Annotated in this window: 16 protein-coding genes; 10 read left to right on the top strand and 6 right to left on the bottom strand. The window is 57.4% G+C overall.

Annotated features, from left to right (window positions below; genetic code table 11):
- Window positions 1-8 precede the first annotated feature (8 nt).
- The 4 genes from B9Z40_RS00270 (at window position 9) to B9Z40_RS00255 (ending at window position 4,578) form a co-directional block, all read left to right on the top strand.
- Entirely contained in the window at window positions 9-3,407 is a 3,399-nt protein-coding gene (locus B9Z40_RS00270; protein ID WP_100171353.1) for a DEAD/DEAH box helicase, read from the top strand.
- 16 nt (window positions 3,408-3,423) lie between these two features.
- Window positions 3,424-3,777 carry a cystatin domain-containing protein gene (locus B9Z40_RS00265; RefSeq protein ID WP_158238040.1) on the top strand — a complete coding sequence of 118 codons (354 nt, stop codon included), beginning with the start codon at window positions 3,424-3,426 and terminating at the stop codon, window positions 3,775-3,777.
- Between the two features lie 61 nt (window positions 3,778-3,838).
- Window positions 3,839-4,093, top strand: coding sequence for a CopG family transcriptional regulator (locus B9Z40_RS00260; protein ID WP_158238039.1), 255 nt, complete (start codon window positions 3,839-3,841; stop codon window positions 4,091-4,093).
- A complete protein-coding gene (locus B9Z40_RS00255) occupies window positions 4,090-4,578 on the top strand; it encodes a type II toxin-antitoxin system VapC family toxin (protein ID WP_100171350.1) in 489 nt (162 codons plus the stop codon). The genes B9Z40_RS00260 and B9Z40_RS00255 overlap by 4 nt, the downstream gene beginning before the upstream one ends.
- On the opposite strand, the gene B9Z40_RS00250 is transcribed toward B9Z40_RS00255, so the two are convergent.
- The 6 genes from B9Z40_RS00250 to B9Z40_RS00225 form a co-directional block, all read right to left on the bottom strand.
- The gene (locus B9Z40_RS00250) at window positions 4,579-6,549 is read right to left on the bottom strand and encodes a U32 family peptidase (protein WP_100171349.1); all 1,971 of its coding nucleotides are present in this window, start codon (window positions 6,547-6,549) and stop codon (window positions 4,579-4,581) included.
- Window positions 6,550-6,968: 419 nt separating this feature from the next.
- Entirely contained in the window at window positions 6,969-7,742 is a 774-nt protein-coding gene (locus B9Z40_RS00245; protein ID WP_100171348.1) for a peptidylprolyl isomerase, read from the bottom strand.
- Window positions 7,743-7,834: 92 nt separating this feature from the next.
- A complete protein-coding gene (locus B9Z40_RS00240) occupies window positions 7,835-8,119 on the bottom strand; it encodes a BolA family transcriptional regulator (protein WP_100171347.1) in 285 nt (94 codons plus the stop codon).
- Window positions 8,116-8,658, bottom strand: a complete 543-nt coding sequence (locus B9Z40_RS00235) for a septation protein A (RefSeq protein WP_100171346.1) — start codon at window positions 8,656-8,658, stop codon at window positions 8,116-8,118. Before B9Z40_RS00235 ends, B9Z40_RS00240 begins: the two co-directional genes overlap by 4 nt.
- 46 nt (window positions 8,659-8,704) lie before the next feature.
- On the bottom strand, window positions 8,705-9,112 hold the full coding sequence (msrB, locus tag B9Z40_RS00230; protein WP_100171345.1) for a peptide-methionine (R)-S-oxide reductase MsrB: 408 nt from the start codon (window positions 9,110-9,112) through the stop codon (window positions 8,705-8,707).
- Complete coding sequence (locus B9Z40_RS00225) at window positions 9,109-10,656, bottom strand: YdiU family protein (protein WP_100172820.1); 1,548 nt, start codon at window positions 10,654-10,656, stop codon at window positions 9,109-9,111. The genes msrB and B9Z40_RS00225 overlap by 4 nt, the downstream gene beginning before the upstream one ends.
- 129 nt (window positions 10,657-10,785) lie before the next feature.
- On the opposite strand from B9Z40_RS00225, the gene B9Z40_RS00220 reads away from it, so the two are divergent.
- From B9Z40_RS00220 to B9Z40_RS00195, 6 genes are all read left to right on the top strand, one after another.
- Window positions 10,786-12,414: a 3-(methylthio)propionyl-CoA ligase gene (locus tag B9Z40_RS00220; RefSeq protein WP_100171344.1), complete on the top strand. Its 1,629-nt coding sequence runs from the start codon at window positions 10,786-10,788 to the stop codon at window positions 12,412-12,414.
- Window positions 12,415-12,540: 126 nt separating this feature from the next.
- Window positions 12,541-13,776 (top strand): branched-chain amino acid ABC transporter substrate-binding protein, encoded by a 1,236-nt coding sequence (locus B9Z40_RS00215; RefSeq protein WP_100171343.1) that lies wholly within the window; start codon window positions 12,541-12,543, stop codon window positions 13,774-13,776.
- Between the two features lie 181 nt (window positions 13,777-13,957).
- A complete protein-coding gene (locus tag B9Z40_RS00210; RefSeq protein ID WP_100171342.1) occupies window positions 13,958-14,992 on the top strand; it encodes a branched-chain amino acid ABC transporter permease in 1,035 nt (344 codons plus the stop codon).
- A 3-nt stretch (window positions 14,993-14,995) separates the two neighbouring features.
- A complete protein-coding gene (locus B9Z40_RS00205) occupies window positions 14,996-16,288 on the top strand; it encodes a branched-chain amino acid ABC transporter permease (RefSeq protein ID WP_100171341.1) in 1,293 nt (430 codons plus the stop codon).
- Window positions 16,285-17,058 carry an ABC transporter ATP-binding protein gene (locus tag B9Z40_RS00200; RefSeq protein WP_100171340.1) on the top strand — a complete coding sequence of 258 codons (774 nt, stop codon included), beginning with the start codon at window positions 16,285-16,287 and terminating at the stop codon, window positions 17,056-17,058. Before B9Z40_RS00205 ends, B9Z40_RS00200 begins: the two co-directional genes overlap by 4 nt.
- Entirely contained in the window at window positions 17,058-17,753 is a 696-nt protein-coding gene (locus B9Z40_RS00195) for an ABC transporter ATP-binding protein (RefSeq protein ID WP_100171339.1), read from the top strand. The genes B9Z40_RS00200 and B9Z40_RS00195 overlap by 1 nt, the downstream gene beginning before the upstream one ends.
- Window positions 17,754-17,777 lie beyond the last annotated feature (24 nt).

Here is a 17,777-nt window from a genome sequence, read left to right as displayed (position 1 = left end):
TGTCAAGCATGAAGTCCACCAACCCGGCTCAGTGGTTTCCGCCTTCGCAACTGGCCTTTTACTTTGACCAGGGTGCCTGGTCACGCGGCACCACTTTGTATTTGCAAGACAAAGTCTTGTCTTCTCAGCTGACCCCGGACGGCGACGGCTGGCGTTTGCAGGGCCAAGTGCAAGGCAACGATGCACACCCCTATTCGGTCAATGCCGAACTGCGCGTGAGCGCGGGCGGTAACCTGAGCGAGTGGCGCAGCGGCTGCACCTGTCCGGTGGGGCGTTACTGCAAACACGGTGCGGCTTTGGGCATCTTGGCCTCCATGCAAGGCGTGGCCCTGCTCAACGATTGGGGGCCGGACGGTCCTTCGGCCGAGGTCCTCGAGCGCCGATCGCAAATGGAAAAAGAGCGGGCCCTGAGCCAAGCCGAATACCAGGTGCGTGATTGGCTGACCCGCTTGGAAAACGCCAATGGACCGGCTGCTTATGCGTTGCCCGGCAGCACCCATGACCAGTTTGTCTACAGCCTGTCGGTCGTTCAAACCGCGTACAAGCCTTTGTTTCACTTGGCTGTGAAACGGGCCGCGCAAAAGCGCAACGGCGAATGGGGCAAAGCCAAAAAGCTGAGCAACGAACCTTCGCCGCACGACCCGATCTGGCAAACCAGCAGTCCGCTGGACCGCGATATTTTTGACCTGTTGAAGGCCTGTCCCGCAGCCAGCAGTTTCAGCTCTTACGGTTTTCAAAGCGAGGTCAAGCTGCACGGCATGCCGGGCCAGTTGTTGTTGCAGCTGTGCAGCCAAACCGGACGATTGGTGTCCGACGATGGCATCGCCTTGCGCTGGCAAGAAACGCCCGAAGCTTTGGTGGGGACGTGGCGCGAGGTCAAGGGCCAAGACAACTTGCCCGATGGCTGGCAGTTGAGCATGCAAGCACTGCGCCCAGGCGTGGTGTACGGGTTGAACCAGCCGCCATTTTTCATGGACACGGTGCAAGGCCTTTGCGGCCCCTTGGACACACAAGGCCTCTCGGCGAACGAGTTGCAGGTTTTGTCCAATTCACCGGTTTTGCCCGAAAGCGTGGCGTTCAAGTTTCAAAACCAGTTGCTGGAGCGTTTGGGTCCCGTGCCTTTGCCGCCCGTGATCCAGAAGATGCCCGAAATCCGGGACGTCAAGCCCCGTGCCATCCTCGACATCGCACCCGTGCACCCCGCAGACCGTGGTTTGCAAGGCCTGTTTATGGCTGAGTTGACCTTTGATTACGACGGACACCGCGGCTTTTGGCCGGGTTCCCAACACCGCGTCTTGGTGGGGCAGGGCCTACAGGCGCGCATGTTGCTGCGGGACATACCCGCTGAGCGAAAAGTTGGGGATACGCTCGCTGCTCTGGGGCTGGTCGCTTTCGACGCCAACATGCTGGTGTTGCCGCCCGAGCAATCGCAGCAGCCCTGGCTGGAGTGGATCGAAAACGACTTTGCGTCGTTGCGCCAAGCGGGTCTGGACGTGAATTTCATATCGGGCGCTACCCCCTGGTTGCGCCAGGCTGACGACGTGCACATCGATTTGTCGAGTGACGATGAAGCGCCAGAAACTTCGCCCTGGTTTGACCTGTCTTTGGGCATGGACATCGACGGCAAACGCGTGAACATCTTGCCTTGGGTGCCCAGCATTTTGACGACGCTCGCGAAAATCAGCAGCGCGACGGCCGAGGGTGAGAAGGCCGCCTTGCCGCCTTTTTTGTACCTGCCCGACTTGCAGGGAGACGGCTTTGTTAAGCTGCCCACCGCCAAGATCGAGCCTTGGCTGACCACGCTCATGGAGTTGGTCTCCGAGCGCGGCCATGATTGGAGCGGTGACGAGCTGCGCCTGTCCCGACTTGAAGCCCTGCGCACCGCCGCCTCTTTGGGTGAAGGTGTGGCCTGGGCTGGTGCCCAAAGCCTGATGGGTCTGGTGCAACAAATGCGGGGCCTGGAAAGCTTGCCCGAAGTCAGTGTGCCTGCCAGCTTGCAAGCCACTTTGCGTCCCTACCAGCAGCAGGGTTTGAATTGGTTGCAGTTTTTGCGCACCCACCAATTGGCCGGCATTTTGGCCGACGACATGGGCCTCGGTAAAACCCTGCAGACGCTGGCGCACATCCTGACCGAAAAGGAAGCCGGTCGCCTCACGCAGCCTGCGCTGATCGTGGCCCCTGTGAGCTTGCTGGGCAATTGGCAACGTGAAGCGGCTCGCTTTTGCCCCAGTCTGCGCACCCACATTCACCACGGCCTCTTGCGGCATGAGACCGCGCAAGACCTCATTGGTTTTGACATCGTGCTCACGCCTTACTCTTTGCTGCACCGCGACCGTGATCTTTGGCTGGCCATCGACTGGCACTTGTTGGTTCTGGACGAAGCGCAAAACATCAAAAACGCCAACACCTACGCCGCGCAAACCGTGGGCGACATTCCAGCACGCCACCGCCTGTGCCTGTCGGGCACGCCCATGGAAAACCACTTGGGTGAGCTGTGGAGCCTTTTCCACTTTTTGATGCCGGGCTTTTTGGGCAGCCAAAAACGCTTTGGTGAGTTGTTTCGCAACCCCATCGAGCGCCAAGGCAACAGCGAAAAAATGGACCAGCTGCGCAAGCGCATCACGCCCTTCATGCTGCGCCGCACCAAAGACGTGGTGGCCAGCGAGTTGCCACCCAAAATCGAAACGCTCATGCCTGTGCCGCTGCAAGGCCAACAGGCGGACCTGTACGAAACCATCCGTTTGGGCATGGAAAAAACCGTGCGCGACGCGCTGAACGCGCAGGGCTTGGCCAAATCGCAAATCACGATTCTGGATGCGCTGCTCAAGCTGCGCCAAGTGTGTTGCGACCCGCGCCTGCTCAAATTGGGCGCGGCCAGTCAGGTGCAGCAATCGGCCAAGCTGGAGCAGTTGCTCGACATGCTGCCCGAGATGGTGGCCGAGGGCCGCAAAATTTTGCTGTTCTCGCAGTTCACCCAAATGCTGGGCTTGATCGAGCAAGAGCTGCCGCGCCTGGGCATCCCTTGGGTCAAGCTCACGGGCCAAAGCAAAAACCGCGACGCCATCATTGACCAGTTCACCAGCGGGCAAGTTCCGCTGTTCCTGATCAGCCTGAAGGCGGGTGGTGTGGGTCTGAACCTGCCTCAGGCCGACACCGTCATCCATTACGACCCATGGTGGAACCCCGCCGTGGAAAACCAAGCCACTGACCGTGCCCACCGTATTGGTCAAACGCAAAGTGTCTGGGTGCTCAAACTGGTGGCCCAAGGCACAATTGAAGAACGCATGTTGGCCCTGCAAGAGCGCAAAGCCCAACTGGCGCAAAACATGTATTCGGGCGCAGTGCAACGCAAAGAGCCGCTGTTTGGCGAGTCGGATTTGAACGAACTTTTCAAACCGCTGGGCTGAGAGATTGGAATCGACTTTGCTGAAAGTCTTGTTTTTCTTGGCTTTGGCTTGCGTCAGTGCGTGCAGCCCCGACAAGACTGCGGATGTTCCTCTCGCTCAAGCCAAGGTGGGTGTATGGGCCCCAGCCGACGCTTTCAACCCCGATGTGCAAGAAGCTGCCCGCTTTGCGGTGCAAACTTTTGCAGTTCAACACAAGGCGCGTGTGCTTTTCAAAGAAGTGACCCAAGCCCGCCAGCAGGTGGTGGCTGGCCTCAACTTTCAGTTACAGCTTCAAGTGACACTGGACGGCGTCCCTAAAAACGTCAACGTGACCGTGTGGCGACAGCTCGACGGGGACTACCGTTTGCAGTCTTGGGATTGGCTGGACTGATGGTGGGCTTTACATGGGTGATTTGATCGGTAATAATAAATTTATTACGCGAGAAAATGCCATGACCACCACCGTCAAACTGCCCGACCCTTTAGAAAAATCCCTTCGCCAGCGATGCGCGCAAGAAGGCCGCAGCATCAGTGAAGTCATGCGCGATGCCCTTACCGCATATTTAGCGCAGCCTGCAGTCACCGCATCGGCTTTTGCCTTGGGCGAGGGCGTTTTTGGGCGATTTGCAGGAAAAGAGGATTTGGCCGAAACCCGTAAAACCCAGCTGGTGGATGTGTGGGAAGGCAAGCAGGGACGGCGTTCATGACCCGCGTGGAAAAACGACCGCTTGCTGTCCAAGAGCCCCATGCGCTTTACTTGCGCAATTTACCCGTGCAAGACGCCCTCATCGACAGCGGCCCTTTGCTGGCCTTGTTCAATCGCAGTGACAAATGGCATGCGCCTACTTTGGCCTTACTCCAAGCACAGCCGCAGTTGCGTCTGCACAGCACTTGGCCCGTTTTGACCGAGGTGTGCGCCCTGTTGGCAAGGCGCATCCACAACGACGCCGCGCTTGACTTTTTGCAGTGGGTGCAGCGCGGCGCGGTGCAGTTGGACAGTCCTGCCGAGTGGAGCTTGACCAGCGTGTTGGCCATTTGCCAACGCTTTGCCACTTTGCCGCTGGACTTGGCTGACGCCTCGATCGCGGAAGCCGCCGAACGTTTGGGCATTCGGCATGTGGTGTCGATCGACCAAGACTTCGATGTTTACCGGGATGCCAAAGGGCAAGCCTTGGTCAATTTGTTGCGCTGATCAGTGCAAGCCCACCACAGGCCGTGACTTGTAAAACTGAACCGGGCTTTCAGGCACAGCGTTCAGCACCGACTTCTTGATCTTGCCCACCACATGCATTTCGCAGGGTTTGCAGTCAAAGCGCAGGGTGAGTTTTTCTTTGCCGTTGATGAGTTGCATGGGCTCGGCTTTCACCGTGCCTTGCACGCCGGTCACGCCTTTGGCCTGTTTGGGGCACAGGCTCAAGCTGAAACGCACGCAGTGCTTGGTGATCATGAGGCTGACTTCACCCAACTCTTCCTGGCTTTCATAGGCCGCATCAATCACTTTCACGCCGTGTTTGGCGTAAAAGTCGCGGGCTTTTTGGTTGAACACATTGGCCAAATAGGTGAGTGTGTCTTCGGGGTAGGCCACGGGTGGTTCCACAGGCACTGCACGCGGCAGGCGGTGCAGGCCTGCCGAGCGGGCGGCTTCCAGGGCTTGCACGGCATCGCGGCGCAAGGCGTTGAGTTGTGAAGGCGGCACAAACCAAGGGCGGGGCAGGGCCACTTGCACATCCAGCGGCTCAAAAAGGGTGTCGCCCAATTTGCCCAAGGCGGTTTTGAGTTTGTCCTCGGCTTGGGCCGGATCTTTGGGGGCTTGCCAGGCGATGGCCATGTGCGCCGTGCCGCTGAGGCCGACCTCGTCGGTCAGGGTCAGTTGCAGGCCATCGTTGTTTTCTGCCAGTTGCATCCACACACCCATGCGGCGCTCGGAGGATTTTTTGTCCAGGGTGCGCACCCAGCTCATGTCACGGTTTCGGTTGACCTGAACACCTGGGCGCAAGTCCTTGAAGCCGTCCATTGGGTCTTTAGGGAAAAGCTTCCACACTCCTTTGGCCTTGGCTGCTTCGGCCCGGTTGATCTGAAGGCCCACCAGCTCCTTTTGCAGATCGTAGTAGCACAGGCCATCACCGTTGTGCAGCTCGGTGCCCGGGTCGTCGGTGGTGATCTCAACGTGCTCAGCCGTGACCTTGCTGACCCAGCCAATGGGTTGGCCGGGGTTTTTAGGCGTGTCGAACGCGCCAATGTCTTCTTTGCGGCCTTGCACAAAGTAGTCGGTGAACTCGCGGTTGAAGTTCTGGTTCGGATCGGGTTCGAAGCTAAAGGTACTGCGGCCATGCGAAGAGGCAGCCAGCTCGGGGCGCTCGGTCAGCACTTCATCAAACAGCTTGCGGTAATGGGCCGTGATGTTTTTCACATAGGCCATGTCCTTGTAGCGGCCTTCGATCTTGAAACTGCGGATGCCCGCATCCACCAGATCGCGCAGGTTCTCGCTCTGGTTGTTGTCCTTCATGCTCAGCACATGCTTGTCGTGCGCCACGATGCGGCCTTGTGCGTCTTTCACTTCGTAGGGAAGGCGACAGGCTTGTGAACAGTCACCCCGGTTGGCGCTGCGGCCCGTGTGGGCGTGGCTGATGAAGCACTGCCCGCTGTAGGCCACGCACAAAGCACCGTGTACAAAAAACTCGATCACGGTGCGCTCGGTGTCGATCACATCGCGGATGGCTGCGATTTGTGGCAGTGTCAGCTCGCGGGCCAACACGATCTGGCTCAAACCCGCGTCTTGCAAGAACTTGGCTTTTTCGGGCGTGCGGATGTCGGTTTGGGTGCTGGCGTGCAGCTGGATCGGTGGCATGTCGATCTCCAGCAGCCCCATGTCCTGGACGATCAGCGCGTCCACACCCGCGTCGTACAGCTGCCAAGCCAGTTTGCGTGCGCCTTCCAACTCATCGTCGCGCAAGATGGTGTTGAGCGTGACAAAAATGCGGCTGTGAAAACGGTGGGCGTATTGCACCAGCTTGGCAATGTCCTGAATGCTGTTGTCCGCCGTGGAGCGTGCCCCAAAAGACGGGCCACCAATGTAGACCGCATCGGCGCCATGGTTGATGGCTTTGATGCCGATGTCAAAGGTGCGGGCTGGGGCGAGGAGTTCGAGGTGGTGAGGCTGCATGGGCTGGGATTATCCCAGCTTGTGTCATTTATCTCATGGGACACCCTTCAGCATCGGGGGAGCCCTGAATCGGCGGGCACTGGCCGGGGCTCAGAGGCGCTTCGCTTTGCCACATCGCCCCGCCCAGTGCCCACCGCTTCAGGGCGTGGGTGTTCGTGGTTCTGGTGCAGGTGTGACCTGCAGCGCTGCCTTCGGGTGGTAGTTATCCAAGACATGCCGGGGCTGAGGGCTCCGGCATTTGGGGGTGCGCCCTCCAGAGACGCTTAACATAAGGCTTGGGTGCGGGGTGGGGTGATGTGGCAAAGCGAAGCGCCTCTGAACCCCAGCCCGCACCCATGCCTTTTGACTACAGAACCACAGATCACTAGAAAACAAAAAACGCGACCGAAGTCGCGTTTTTCAAAGGGTCAAAGACCAGATCACTGGATCTTGGCTTTGGCGCGCAGACCTTCTTGGAAGGTGCTGAGCTTTTGTTGTTGCAGCTGCTGAGAAATCTGAGGTTTGACTTCTTCCAACTTAGGCAATTGCGCTTCACGCACGTCGTCCACACGGATGATGTGGAAGCCAAACTGACTCTTGACGGGCGTGTCGGTCATTTGGCCCTTGGCCAATTTCACCATGGCACCGGAAAACTCTGGCACGTAGCTGCCTGCCGCGGCCCAATCGAGGTCACCCCCGTTGGCGCCAGAACCGGGGTCCTTGGAAGCCTTCTTGGCCAAGTCTTCGAACTTGGCACCCTTGTTGATCTCGGCGATCAGGGCTTGGGCTTCGTCTTCCTTTTCCACCAAGATGTGGCGGGCACGGTATTCCTTGCCACCGTTGGCTGCGACAAATTTGTCGTATTCGGCTTGGATGTCGGCATCCGTCACGGGGCTCTTCTTTTGGAAGTCCGCAAACAACTGGCGAATCAAGATGGTCTGGCGGGCCAATTCGATCTGGACTTTGAAGTCGTCAGAAGCATCCAAGCCGCGCTTTTTGGCTTCTTGCATGAAGATTTCGCGGGCGATCAGCTCTTCTTTGATCTGGGCCAGCACTTCAGGCGTCACTGGGCGGCCGGAAGCTTCCACTTGTTGCTGCAGGGCTTTGACGCGGGAAGAAGGCACCGGTTTGCCGTTGACCACGGCCAAGTTTTGCGCCAGGGCGGGGACTGCGAGCAAGGCCACCAAGGCGGCGCTGAGCATTTGCTTTTTCATCGTTATTTCCTCAATGACGTGGAGTCAGGTTCAAGTGAAGGGTAAAGAAAGGTTCAAAAAAAGGGGTTGTCACCAAGGGGTGACAACCCGATTCAGATCAGTTCGATGGCCAAGGCATGCAAGCCTTGGTCAATGAAATCTTGCAGCGCATCATACACAAGGCGATGACGCTGTACGCGGGAGATACCGGTAAACAAAGGGGAAGCAATCGACACCCGCATGTGGGTGCCGACACCGCTGTCGTTGGCGCCCATGTGGCCAGCATGTGCGGCGCTTTCGTCCACCACGCGCAGCGCGGTGGGTTGCAGGCGCTCGGTCAGGCGGGCGTGGATTTGGGCGCTCAAGGGTAAGGCGATGGTGTTAGCGTTCGTGTTCATGGCTGCTTGTCCTCGTCTTTGGGTAAAAAACGCGAGATGTACAGGCCTTGCCCCAAAATAAAGACCACCGGGAACGCATAGCCCCAGAGCTTAAAGTTCACCCAGTCTTCGGTGCTGAAGTAGTGCGCCACATAACCGTTGATGGCGGCCATGAACACGCAGTAGAGCATCCATGACAGATTGAGCCGGTTCCACACGGCTTGGGGCAGCTGCAACTGCTGGCCCAGCAACATGTGTAAAAAGTTCTTTTTCAAAAACCAATGGGCCACAGCCAATGCGATGGCCAGCCCCGAATACAAGAGCGTCGGTTTCCACTTGATGAAGCGCTCGTCGTGCAAGCCCAAAGTGAGTGCGCCAAAGCCCAAGACCAAAACCAGCGTGATCTTGTGCATGGTCTGCAACTTGCCGTCCATCTTATAAATCAGGGCGGTTTGGATCACAGTGGCCCCCATCAGCACGGCGGTGGCGGTGTAGATGTCGCCCAGCTTGTAAGCGCCGAAAAACAGCAGGATGGGGAAAAAGTCGAGGATGAATTTCATGGGATTCTGGCAAAGGCGGCACCGCTTGGTGGGCCACCGTGTTCGGTCAAGAGGCCTCGAAGTCTAACGAAGCGGAGTTCATGCAGTAGCGCAAACCTGTTGGGGCTGGGCCATCTTCGAACACATGGCCCAGGTGTGCGCCACATTGGGCGCAGACGGTTTCGACCCGGCGCATGCCATGGCTGGTGTCCACACGTTCTTCGATTGCGCCATCGTTTGAGGCTTGCGAAAAGCTGGGCCAGCCACAACCCGCGTCAAATTTGGTGTCCGATTTGAAGAGTTCGGCGTCGCAGCAGATGCATCGGTAAATGCCGCTGGACCAGTGGCCCTCGTATTTGCCGGTGAAGGGGCGCTCGGTGGCGGCTTGGCGTGTCACGGCATAGGCCACGGGTTCCGCGCCTTTGGCGGCGAGCAGCTCGCGCCACTCAGAGTCGGTTTTGTGAATTTTGGTCATGATGAACAGCTGATTTCCAGTTGACCCGCCCAGTCGGGCGGCAGGTCGGCATAGGCTTCAAAGCCCGGGTGCTCTTCGAAAGGTGACTTTAACAAGTTGTAAAGTGTGTCGATTTCAGAGAAGTCGCCCGTTTGGGCTTGTCGTATCGCCACTTCGGCCAAGTGGTTACGCAGCACAAATTTGGGGTTGGTTTTTACCATGTGCTGCCCCATGGCCGCAAAATTGGGCTGGCCTGCGCGGGTGGTGTAGCGTGCCAGCCAAGCCAGCAGGCGAGGGCGGTCCAGCACCAGGTCGGTGACCAAGCTCCAGCCCGCATCGGTCAAAGTCGATGCGGTCGATTTCTGCACCACCGCTTGGCTCAATTGCCGCCAAAACAGGGTGAAATCCACTTTTTCGGCCGCCATGAGCTGCATCAGGTCTTCCACCAAGGTCCAGTCGGCTTCTCTGTCAGATTCGGGGGCCCAATCGCCCACCAGCCCCAGCTTGGCCCGCATGGCGTCGCCCATGGCTCTGGGGAACAGGCTCTTGTAGCCCTCCAAAACCTGCAGGGTCATGTCTTGGTCGTCGATCAAGGGCGACAAAGCTTGGCCTAGGCAATACAGATTCCAATACGCCACATTGGGTTGGCGTCCATAGGCGTAGCGGCCTTGGTGGTCGGAGTGGTTGCAAATGTGGGCGGGGTCAAAGCCGTCCATGAACTGGAAAGGTCCATAGTCAATCGTCAGGCCCAACAGGCTCATGTTGTCGGTGTTCATCACGCCGTGGCAAAAGCCCACGGCTTGCCATTGAGCGATCAGCCGGGCGGTGCGTTCTTGAACCACATCGAGCAAAGCCGCGTAGAGATTGCCTTGCCACCGCTCAGCGCGTTCTTGGCATTCGGGCAGGTGATGCAGCAGGGCGTGGTCAGCCAAAAGCCGAAGGCTTTCCGTATCGCCTTGCGCAGCAAAGTGCTCGAAGTGCCCAAAGCGCAAAAAGCTCGGGGCTACCCGGGCCACGATGGCCGCGGTTTCGAGGGTTTCGCGCCGAACGGGCTCGGGCGAAGCCACCAAGCTCAACGCCCTGGTGGTGGGAATGCCCAGGCCGTGCATCGCTTCGCTGCACAAATACTCGCGGATGCTGGAGCGCAACACCGCCCGACCATCACCGCCACGCGAATAGGGTGTGCGGCCTGCGCCTTTGAGTTGAATTTCTTGTGGGCCTTGGGATGACTGCGCTTCGCCCAGCCAGATGGCACGGCCATCCCCCAATTGCCCGGCCCATTGGCCAAACTGGTGACCGCTGTAGACGGTGGCCAATGGCTGAGAGCCCCGCATCAGCGCATTGCCCGCCAAGGCTTGCAGGTGTTCTTCGTCAAAGATTTGGGCTGGCCAACCCAGCTCAGTACGCAAGGCTTCGTTGCAAGCAGCCCAGCGGGGCGCCGCCACGGGAGAGGGTTGCAGGTGTGTGAAAAACCGAGGCCCCAATTGGGTCAAGCGGTTTGTCCAGTTCAGCACAGACGGGTCTTGGGGGGCGTTGGCAGGGGATTGCGATGGGGCAAGTGACATGTCTTGATTGTCACGTCCTTGACAAGGACCCGGGGTTTTGCGGGTTTTAGGGGGATTGGGGGGCAGTCTGCGCTTGGCCACGCGGTGCACAATGACCCGCTTGACCCCTTACAAACTGGAGACCAACCCATGCTGGGACTGATGCAACAGCCATCGCTGCTGATTTCTACCTTGATTGATTTTGCTGAAAAGCACCACGGGGACAGCGAAGTCATTTCGCGCCGGGTGGAGGGCGACATCCACCGCAGCGACTGGGCCCAAGTGGCCAAGCGTTCGCGCCAAGTGGCCAACGCCTTGGATGGCCAAAACGTGCCGCAAGGTGCGCGCATCGCCACCCTGGCTTGGAACGGCTATCGGCATTTGGAGTTGTACTTTGGCGTGAGCGGCTCTGGTCGCGTGTTGCACACCATCAACCCGCGTTTGCACCCCGAACAAATGGCTTGGATCGCCAACCATGCAGAAGACCAAGTCTTGTGCTTCGACATGACATTTTTGCCTCTGGTTCAAGCCTTGCATCCGCATTGCAAGACGGTGACCCACTATGTGGCCTTGTGCGATGCCGACAAGTTGCCGCAAGACACGGGCATTCCCAACTTGGTCAGTTACGAGGCATGGATGGGCAGCCAGCCGACCACTTACACCTGGCCCCAACTCGACGAGAACACGGCCTGCAGCCTTTGTTACACCAGCGGCACCACGGGCAACCCCAAGGGCGCTTTGTACAGCCACCGCTCCACAGTACTGCACGCTTATGCGGCCGCATTACCCGACTCCATGTGCATTTCGGCCCGCGATGCCATCTTGCCCGTGGTCCCCATGTTCCACGTCAATGCCTGGGGCATTCCCTACAGCGCGGCCATGGCGGGCTCAAAGTTGGTGTTCCCGGGCCCCGCCTTGGACGGCAAATCGGTCTATGAACTGATCGAAGCCGAGGGCGTGACCTTTGCTGCAGGCGTGCCTACGGTTTGGCAAATGCTGCTGGGCCACATGAAACCTGCAGGCTTGAAATTCAGCCAGCTCAACCGCACCGTGATCGGTGGTTCGGCCTGCCCGCCTGCCATGATCGACGCCTTCCGCGAGGACTACCAAGTGGATGTGCTGCACGCTTGGGGGATGACCGAAATGAGCCCGCTGGGCACGGTGTGTACCCTGAAAAACAAGCACCTGAAGTTGCCGGCTGAAGCGCAAATGAAGCTGCGCTTGAAACAGGGCCGCTGCATTTTTGGCATTGACATGAAGATCGTGGATGCCGAAGGCCGTGATTTGCCGCACGACGGCAAGGCCGCGGGCGATTTGATGGTCAAAGGTCCTTGGGTGATTGCTGCCTATTACAAACAAGAAGGCTCAAGCCCCTTGGTCGATGGCTGGTTCCCCACAGGCGATGTGGCCACCATCGATGCCGATGGGTTCATGCAAATCACCGACCGCAGCAAAGACGTCATCAAGTCGGGTGGTGAGTGGATCAGCTCGATCGACATTGAAAACATCGCCATGGCCCACCCAGCCGTGGCCATGGCGGCTTGCATCGGCATGCGCCACCCCAAATGGGACGAAAGGCCCATTGTGTGTGTGGTCAAAAAACCGGGCGCTGAGGTCAGCCGCGACGCCTTGATTGCTTTTTACGAAGGCAAAACCGCCAAGTGGCAAATTCCGGACGACGTGGTCTTTGTGGATGCCATTCCCTTAGGTGGCACTGGCAAGATGCTCAAGACGCGTTTGCGTGAGCAATTGGCCGATTACGTGCTGCCCGGCCTCTGAATCAAGGCCCGTTCGCGCGGCTCTTGAGTCGCGTGGGCGATATGGCTTAGGTGCAAACCCCGAGCGCATTTGTCGGATCAGCGGTTACGCTGATGGTGTTCAGATTTACTAAGCAGGAGACTTTGAATGAAAACCGCAACCCGTTTGATCGCTGCAGCCGCTTTGGCCGCATGTTCCATGGGCGCTTTTGCCCAAAAAGGTGAGACCGTCAAAATTGCCCACATCGATCCTCTTTCGGGTCTGATGGGGCCAGTGGGCAGCAACCAGCTCAAGAGTTTTCAGTTTTTTGCTGAGAAATTCAGTGGGGCCAACAACCCGGCAGGTGTCAAGTTCGAAATGGTTTCTTTCGACAACAAACTCAGTCCAGCTGAAAGTTTGAACGCTTTGAAAGCGGCGATGGACCAAGGCGTGCGTTACATCGCACAGGGCAATGGTTCTTCTGTGGCAGGCGCTTTGATTGAAGCGGTCAATAAGCACAACGAGCGTAATCCTGGAAAGGAAATCATTTTCTTGAATTACGCTGCGGTGGATCCTGATTTCACCAACAGCAAGTGCAGCTATTGGCACTTCCGCTTTGATGCCGATACCTCCATGAAGATCGAAGCCATGACGACCTTCATGAAAGACGACAAGGACGTCAAGAAGGTCTACCTGTTTAACCAGAATTACTCTCACGGTCAGCAGGTTGCTAAATTTGCCAAAGAAAACCTTGCACGCAAGCGCAGCGATGTTCAGATCGTCGGCGAAGACCTGCATCCCTTGGCCCAAGTTCGCGATTTTTCCCCTTACATCGCCAAGATCAAAGCTTCTGGCGCTGACACCGTGATCACGGGAAACTGGGGCTCTGATTTGTCATTGCTCGTAAAAGCAGCCAATGAAGCGGGTTACACCGGTAAGTTCTACACCTACTACACGGGCGTCACAGGAACCCCCACTGCTTTGGGACAAAGTGGCGCTGGCCGGGTCTACCAAATTGCCTACAACCACTACAACATGGGTGGTGATATTGGCAAATGGATGGGCGAATTCAAGACCAAGTTTAACGATGACTTCTACACGGGTTCTGTCATCAGCATCTTCGGCGCGCTTGGCGAAGCCATGGCCAAGGCCAAGTCAACTGAGCCTGCAAAAGTGGCGGCTGCCATGGGCGGACTGAAGTACAAAAACTTCAACGGTGAAGTGGAAATCCGCAAGGCCGACCACCAGTTGCAGCAGCCTCTCTACATGACTGTTTGGCAAAAAGCAGACAAGAAGTATCCCTACAGCCCTGAAAACACCGGCATGACTTTGGCGCCTGTCAAAGAATTCCCATCGTATGTGTCGAGCACGCCGACCAGCTGCCAGATGAAGCGTCCGGGATAAAACCGGTTTTGTAGCGGGCGGTCTTCCAAGACCGCCCCACTCAGGGTCAAGGCCCGATCAACCCAAGGTTCGTCGGGCTTTTTTGTGGGCTTTGGGCTCGATTTTGTGGTGCGGGGCGACTGACATGTCGGCCCACTTTCGGTAACGCAGTTAGGCCAAGAAAAGGCCTGGAAAGTTTCTTATGGAGTTTTTCATCATCTCCATGCTCAACGGTCTCAGTTACGGACTGTTGCTCTTCATGCTCAGCTCCGGGTTGACGCTGATTTTCAGCATGATGGGTGTGCTCAACTTTGCGCACGCCAGCTTTTACATGATTGGGGCCTATTTCGGTTACACCCTCACCGGGTGGATCGGGTTTTGGCCCGCTTTGGTTGTGGCCCCCTTGCTGGTTGGGGCTTGTGGTGCATTGTTTGAGCGAGTCACTTTGCGCAAAGTGCACCCATTTGGCCATGTGCCCGAACTGCTGGTGACTTTTGGCTTGTCTTATGTGGCCCTCGAGTTGGTTCAACTCGTCTGGGGACGAACTGCGGTGGATTTCCCACCGCCCGAGATATTGCGAAGTTCAGCATTCACATTGATCAACCATTCTGTTCAGGGTTTGTCACTCGTTTGGGGTGCTGCACCTGCAGAAATGTGCAGCGCAGCCGATGCCACCATTCGCGTGGTTTGTTCGCCGTTTCCGGCCACACGCGGGTTCATGATGCTGGTGGCTCTTCTCATGCTTGTGTCTTTGTGGCTCTTGCTCACGCGCACACGGATTGGATTGGTCATTCAGGCCGCCTTGACACACCCCGAAATGGTGGAGTCTCTCGGCCACAACGTCCCTCGTGTGTTCATGTTGGTGTTTGGTGCCGGAACGGGCCTGGCCGGTTTGGCAGGCGTTATTGGCGGCAGCACCTTTGTGACGGAGCCCGCCATGGCGGCCACAGTGGGATCGGTCATATTTGTGGTGGTCGTTGTAGGCGGCATGGGTTCCCTCTCTGGCGCGTTTTTGGCTTCGGTGCTGATTGGTGTCATCCAGACCTTTGCAGTCGCCATTGACTACTCCTTCCTGACCCTCGCCAAAGATATGGGATGGGCCTTGTCAGCTGCCACGCAGGAAAACTCGTTTGCCAAGCTCACGCTGTCTCAAGTGGCACCTATCCTGCCCTATTTGTTCCTGGTGTTGATTTTGATTTTCCGGCCAAAGGGTCTTTTGGGCACACGCGAGGGTTAAGACATGGCTGCTGTTTACAAATTTAAACCATACAACGTGGGCCGCTGGGTCATTTGGGGCCTGTTTGCCTTGGTTCTGTTGGCTGCGCCGCTGGTATTCACCAGCAACCTGTCAGTGACCATGTTGGCGCAAATGGGCATTGCCATCATTGCCTGCCTGTCCTACAACATTTTGCTGGGCCAGGGCGGCATGCTGAGTTTCGGCCACGCGGTTTATACCGGGCTGGGCTCTTACATGGCCATTCATGCTCTCAATGCCGTGAGTGGAGGAAAGCTTCACATTCCTGTCAGTCTCTTGCCGATTGTGGGTGGCTTGGCAGGCATGGGCTTTGCCATCTTGCTGGGCTGGGTGACCACCCGCAAATCGGGCACCCCTTTTGCCATGATCACGCTGGGCGTGGCCGAGTTGGTGTTTGCCATGTCGCTCATGTTCTCGGAGTTTTTTGGCGGCGAGGCGGGCGTCTCGGGCAACCGGGTGGCGGGTGAGGCCTTTTTTGGCATCAATTATGGCCCCCAAATTCAGGTGTACTACCTGATCGCCGCTTACACCTTCGTGAGTGTGGCGCTGATGTACGCCTTTACACAAACGCCGCTGGGCCGCATTTTGAATGCGGTGCGCGACAACCCTGAGCGCGTGGAGTTCATTGGTTACAACACCCAGCGTGTGCGTTACATGGCGTTCATCATTGCGGGTTTTTTTGCCGGCATTGCTGGCGGCTTGGGCGCACTCAACTTTGAGATCGTGACAGCCGAGGTGGTCGGGGCAGGGCGCTCAGGCGCTTATTTGCTGTTCACCTTTTTGGGCGGTGCGACCTTCTTTTTTGGCCCCATCATCGGTGCGATTTTGATGATCATCGCCTTTGTGCTGCTGTCTGAGCTGACCAAGGCTTGGTTGTTGTACCTGGGTCTGGTCTTCTTGTTCATGGTGATGTATGCCCCAGGCGGCATTGCCAGCTTGATCATGATGAACCTGCGGGTGGCCAAGTTTGGCAAGCTGCGACAAATCTGGGCCAGTTACCTGGGTCTGGGCCTCACCGCGATCGTCATGCTGGCGGGCGCAGGGGCCATGATCGAGATGGTCTACCACCTGCAACTCAACACGGCCTTGGGTGACACAGTCAAATTCATGGGCGCCACCTTGAACGCCAAGAGTTTGGACAGCTGGTTTGGATCGGCTTTTGTGATGCTCACAGGCTTGGGCCTGTTCGAGTTGGCGCGTCGTCAGTTTGCGCGCGACTGGGGCGAGATCCAAACGGACATTGAAAAAGAAATCAAGCGCCGGGAGACCGCAGTATGAGTACCTACGCCCTTGAACTCAAAGATCTTCGCAAGAACTTTGGCAAGACCGAAATCATCCGGGGTGTGAACCTGGCGGTTGCGCCCGGTGAGCGTGTGGCTGTGATTGGCCCCAACGGGGCTGGCAAGTCGACCTTGTTCAACCTGATCAGCGGGCGCTTTGGCCCGACCAGCGGGGATATTTTGCTGAATGGCCAAGCCATCCAATACAAAACCCCCTACGAGATCAACCGCATGGGTTTGTCGCGCAGTTTTCAAATCACCAACATCTTTCCCAAGTTGAGCGTGTTTGAGAACCTGCGTTGCGCTGTGCTGTGGAGCTTGGGCTACAAGTACAGCTTCTTCAAGTTTTTGTCGGGTCTGAAAGATGCCAACGAACGCACCGACCAGCTGCTGGAGATGATTCGTTTGGACAAGAAACGCGACGTTCTGGCGGTGAACCTGACGTACGCCGAGCAAAGGGCGCTGGAAATCGGCGTGACCATCGCCGGTGGTTCCGATGTCATCTTGCTGGACGAACCCACGGCGGGCATGAGCAAGAGCGAAACCTCGCGTTTCATCCAACTCATCAAAGAAGTCACGGTGGGCAAAACCTTGCTCACGGTGGAGCACGACATGGGTGTGGTGTTCGGCTTGGCCGACAAGATCGCGGTGGTGGTGTATGGCGAAGTGATCGCTTTTGACACGCCGGAAGCCGTTCGGGCCAATGCCAAAGTTCAAGAAGCCTACCTGGGCTCACCGGTTGCAGACAGCCAAGCAGGAGGCCATTGATGCTGCAGATAGACAACCTTCACGCTTATTACGGCAAAAGCCATGTCTTGCATGGCGTCGGATTCGAGGTCGGGAAAGGCGAGATTGTGGCGCTGCTTGGGCGCAATGGCTCTGGCCGATCCACCACCGCCAAGGCCATCATGGGTTTGGTGGAGTGCCAGGGGCGCATCGACTGGAAAGGCCAGCCGATACAAGGCAAAAAGGCCTATGAAATCGCCCACTTGGGTTTGGGCTATGTGCCTGAAAACAGAGACATCTTTCCTAAACTGACGGTGCACCAAAACCTGCAATTGGGGCAAAAACGCAGCGGTCAAAATGGCCGCTGGTCGTTTGACGACATGTTTGCCATGTTCCCGCGTCTGAAAGAGCGTGAGCACACCGAAGCCGGCGTGTTGTCGGGGGGTGAGCAGCAAATGCTGACCCTATGCCGCACCCTCATGGGTGATCCTGACTTGATCATCATCGACGAGCCCACCGAGGGCCTGGCCCCCAAAATCGTCGAGTTGGTGGGGCAATACCTCCAAAGCTTGAAAGCCAAAGGGGTGTCGGTTTTGTTGATCGAGCAAAAGTTGACCATTGCCATGAGCATTTCTGACCGAGCGCTTGTCATGGGCCATGGGGCCATCGTTTTTCAAGGCACCCCTGAAGAGTTGCGGGCCAACACTTACATCCGCAAAGAGTGGCTGGAGGTTTGATTTTTCAGGACCCTGTCGCCCTGT

It is taken from the genome of Limnohabitans sp. 15K (assembly GCF_002778285.1).
Taxonomy (GTDB): domain Bacteria; phylum Pseudomonadota; class Gammaproteobacteria; order Burkholderiales; family Burkholderiaceae_C; genus Limnohabitans_A.
The sequence above is the reverse complement of the archived record's forward strand: the minus strand, read 5'-3'. Positions and strand labels throughout refer to the sequence as shown.

What these genes read in the sequence shown, in the direction of transcription:
- B9Z40_RS00270 (WP_100171353.1), top strand. Translation starts at nt 9, where the DNA reads ATGAAGTCCACCAACCCGGCTCAGTGGTTTCCGCCTTCGCAACTGGCC.
- B9Z40_RS00215 (WP_100171343.1), top strand. Translation starts at nt 12,541, where the DNA reads ATGAAAACCGCAACCCGTTTGATCGCTGCAGCCGCTTTGGCCGCATGT.
- B9Z40_RS00225 (WP_100172820.1), bottom strand. Translation starts at nt 10,656, where the DNA reads ATGTCACTTGCCCCATCGCAATCCCCTGCCAACGCCCCCCAAGACCCG.
- B9Z40_RS00235 (WP_100171346.1), bottom strand. Translation starts at nt 8,658, where the DNA reads ATGAAATTCATCCTCGACTTTTTCCCCATCCTGCTGTTTTTCGGCGCT.
- B9Z40_RS00245 (WP_100171348.1), bottom strand. Translation starts at nt 7,742, where the DNA reads ATGAAAAAGCAAATGCTCAGCGCCGCCTTGGTGGCCTTGCTCGCAGTC.
- B9Z40_RS00260 (WP_158238039.1), top strand. Translation starts at nt 3,839, where the DNA reads ATGACCACCACCGTCAAACTGCCCGACCCTTTAGAAAAATCCCTTCGC.
- B9Z40_RS00240 (WP_100171347.1), bottom strand. Translation starts at nt 8,119, where the DNA reads ATGAACACGAACGCTAACACCATCGCCTTACCCTTGAGCGCCCAAATC.
- B9Z40_RS00195 (WP_100171339.1), top strand. Translation starts at nt 17,058, where the DNA reads ATGCTGCAGATAGACAACCTTCACGCTTATTACGGCAAAAGCCATGTC.
- B9Z40_RS00200 (WP_100171340.1), top strand. Translation starts at nt 16,285, where the DNA reads ATGAGTACCTACGCCCTTGAACTCAAAGATCTTCGCAAGAACTTTGGC.
- msrB (WP_100171345.1), bottom strand. Translation starts at nt 9,112, where the DNA reads ATGACCAAAATTCACAAAACCGACTCTGAGTGGCGCGAGCTGCTCGCC.
- B9Z40_RS00255 (WP_100171350.1), top strand. Translation starts at nt 4,090, where the DNA reads ATGACCCGCGTGGAAAAACGACCGCTTGCTGTCCAAGAGCCCCATGCG.
- B9Z40_RS00205 (WP_100171341.1), top strand. Translation starts at nt 14,996, where the DNA reads ATGGCTGCTGTTTACAAATTTAAACCATACAACGTGGGCCGCTGGGTC.
- B9Z40_RS00250 (WP_100171349.1), bottom strand. Translation starts at nt 6,549, where the DNA reads ATGCAGCCTCACCACCTCGAACTCCTCGCCCCAGCCCGCACCTTTGAC.
- B9Z40_RS00220 (WP_100171344.1), top strand. Translation starts at nt 10,786, where the DNA reads ATGCTGGGACTGATGCAACAGCCATCGCTGCTGATTTCTACCTTGATT.
- B9Z40_RS00210 (WP_100171342.1), top strand. Translation starts at nt 13,958, where the DNA reads ATGGAGTTTTTCATCATCTCCATGCTCAACGGTCTCAGTTACGGACTG.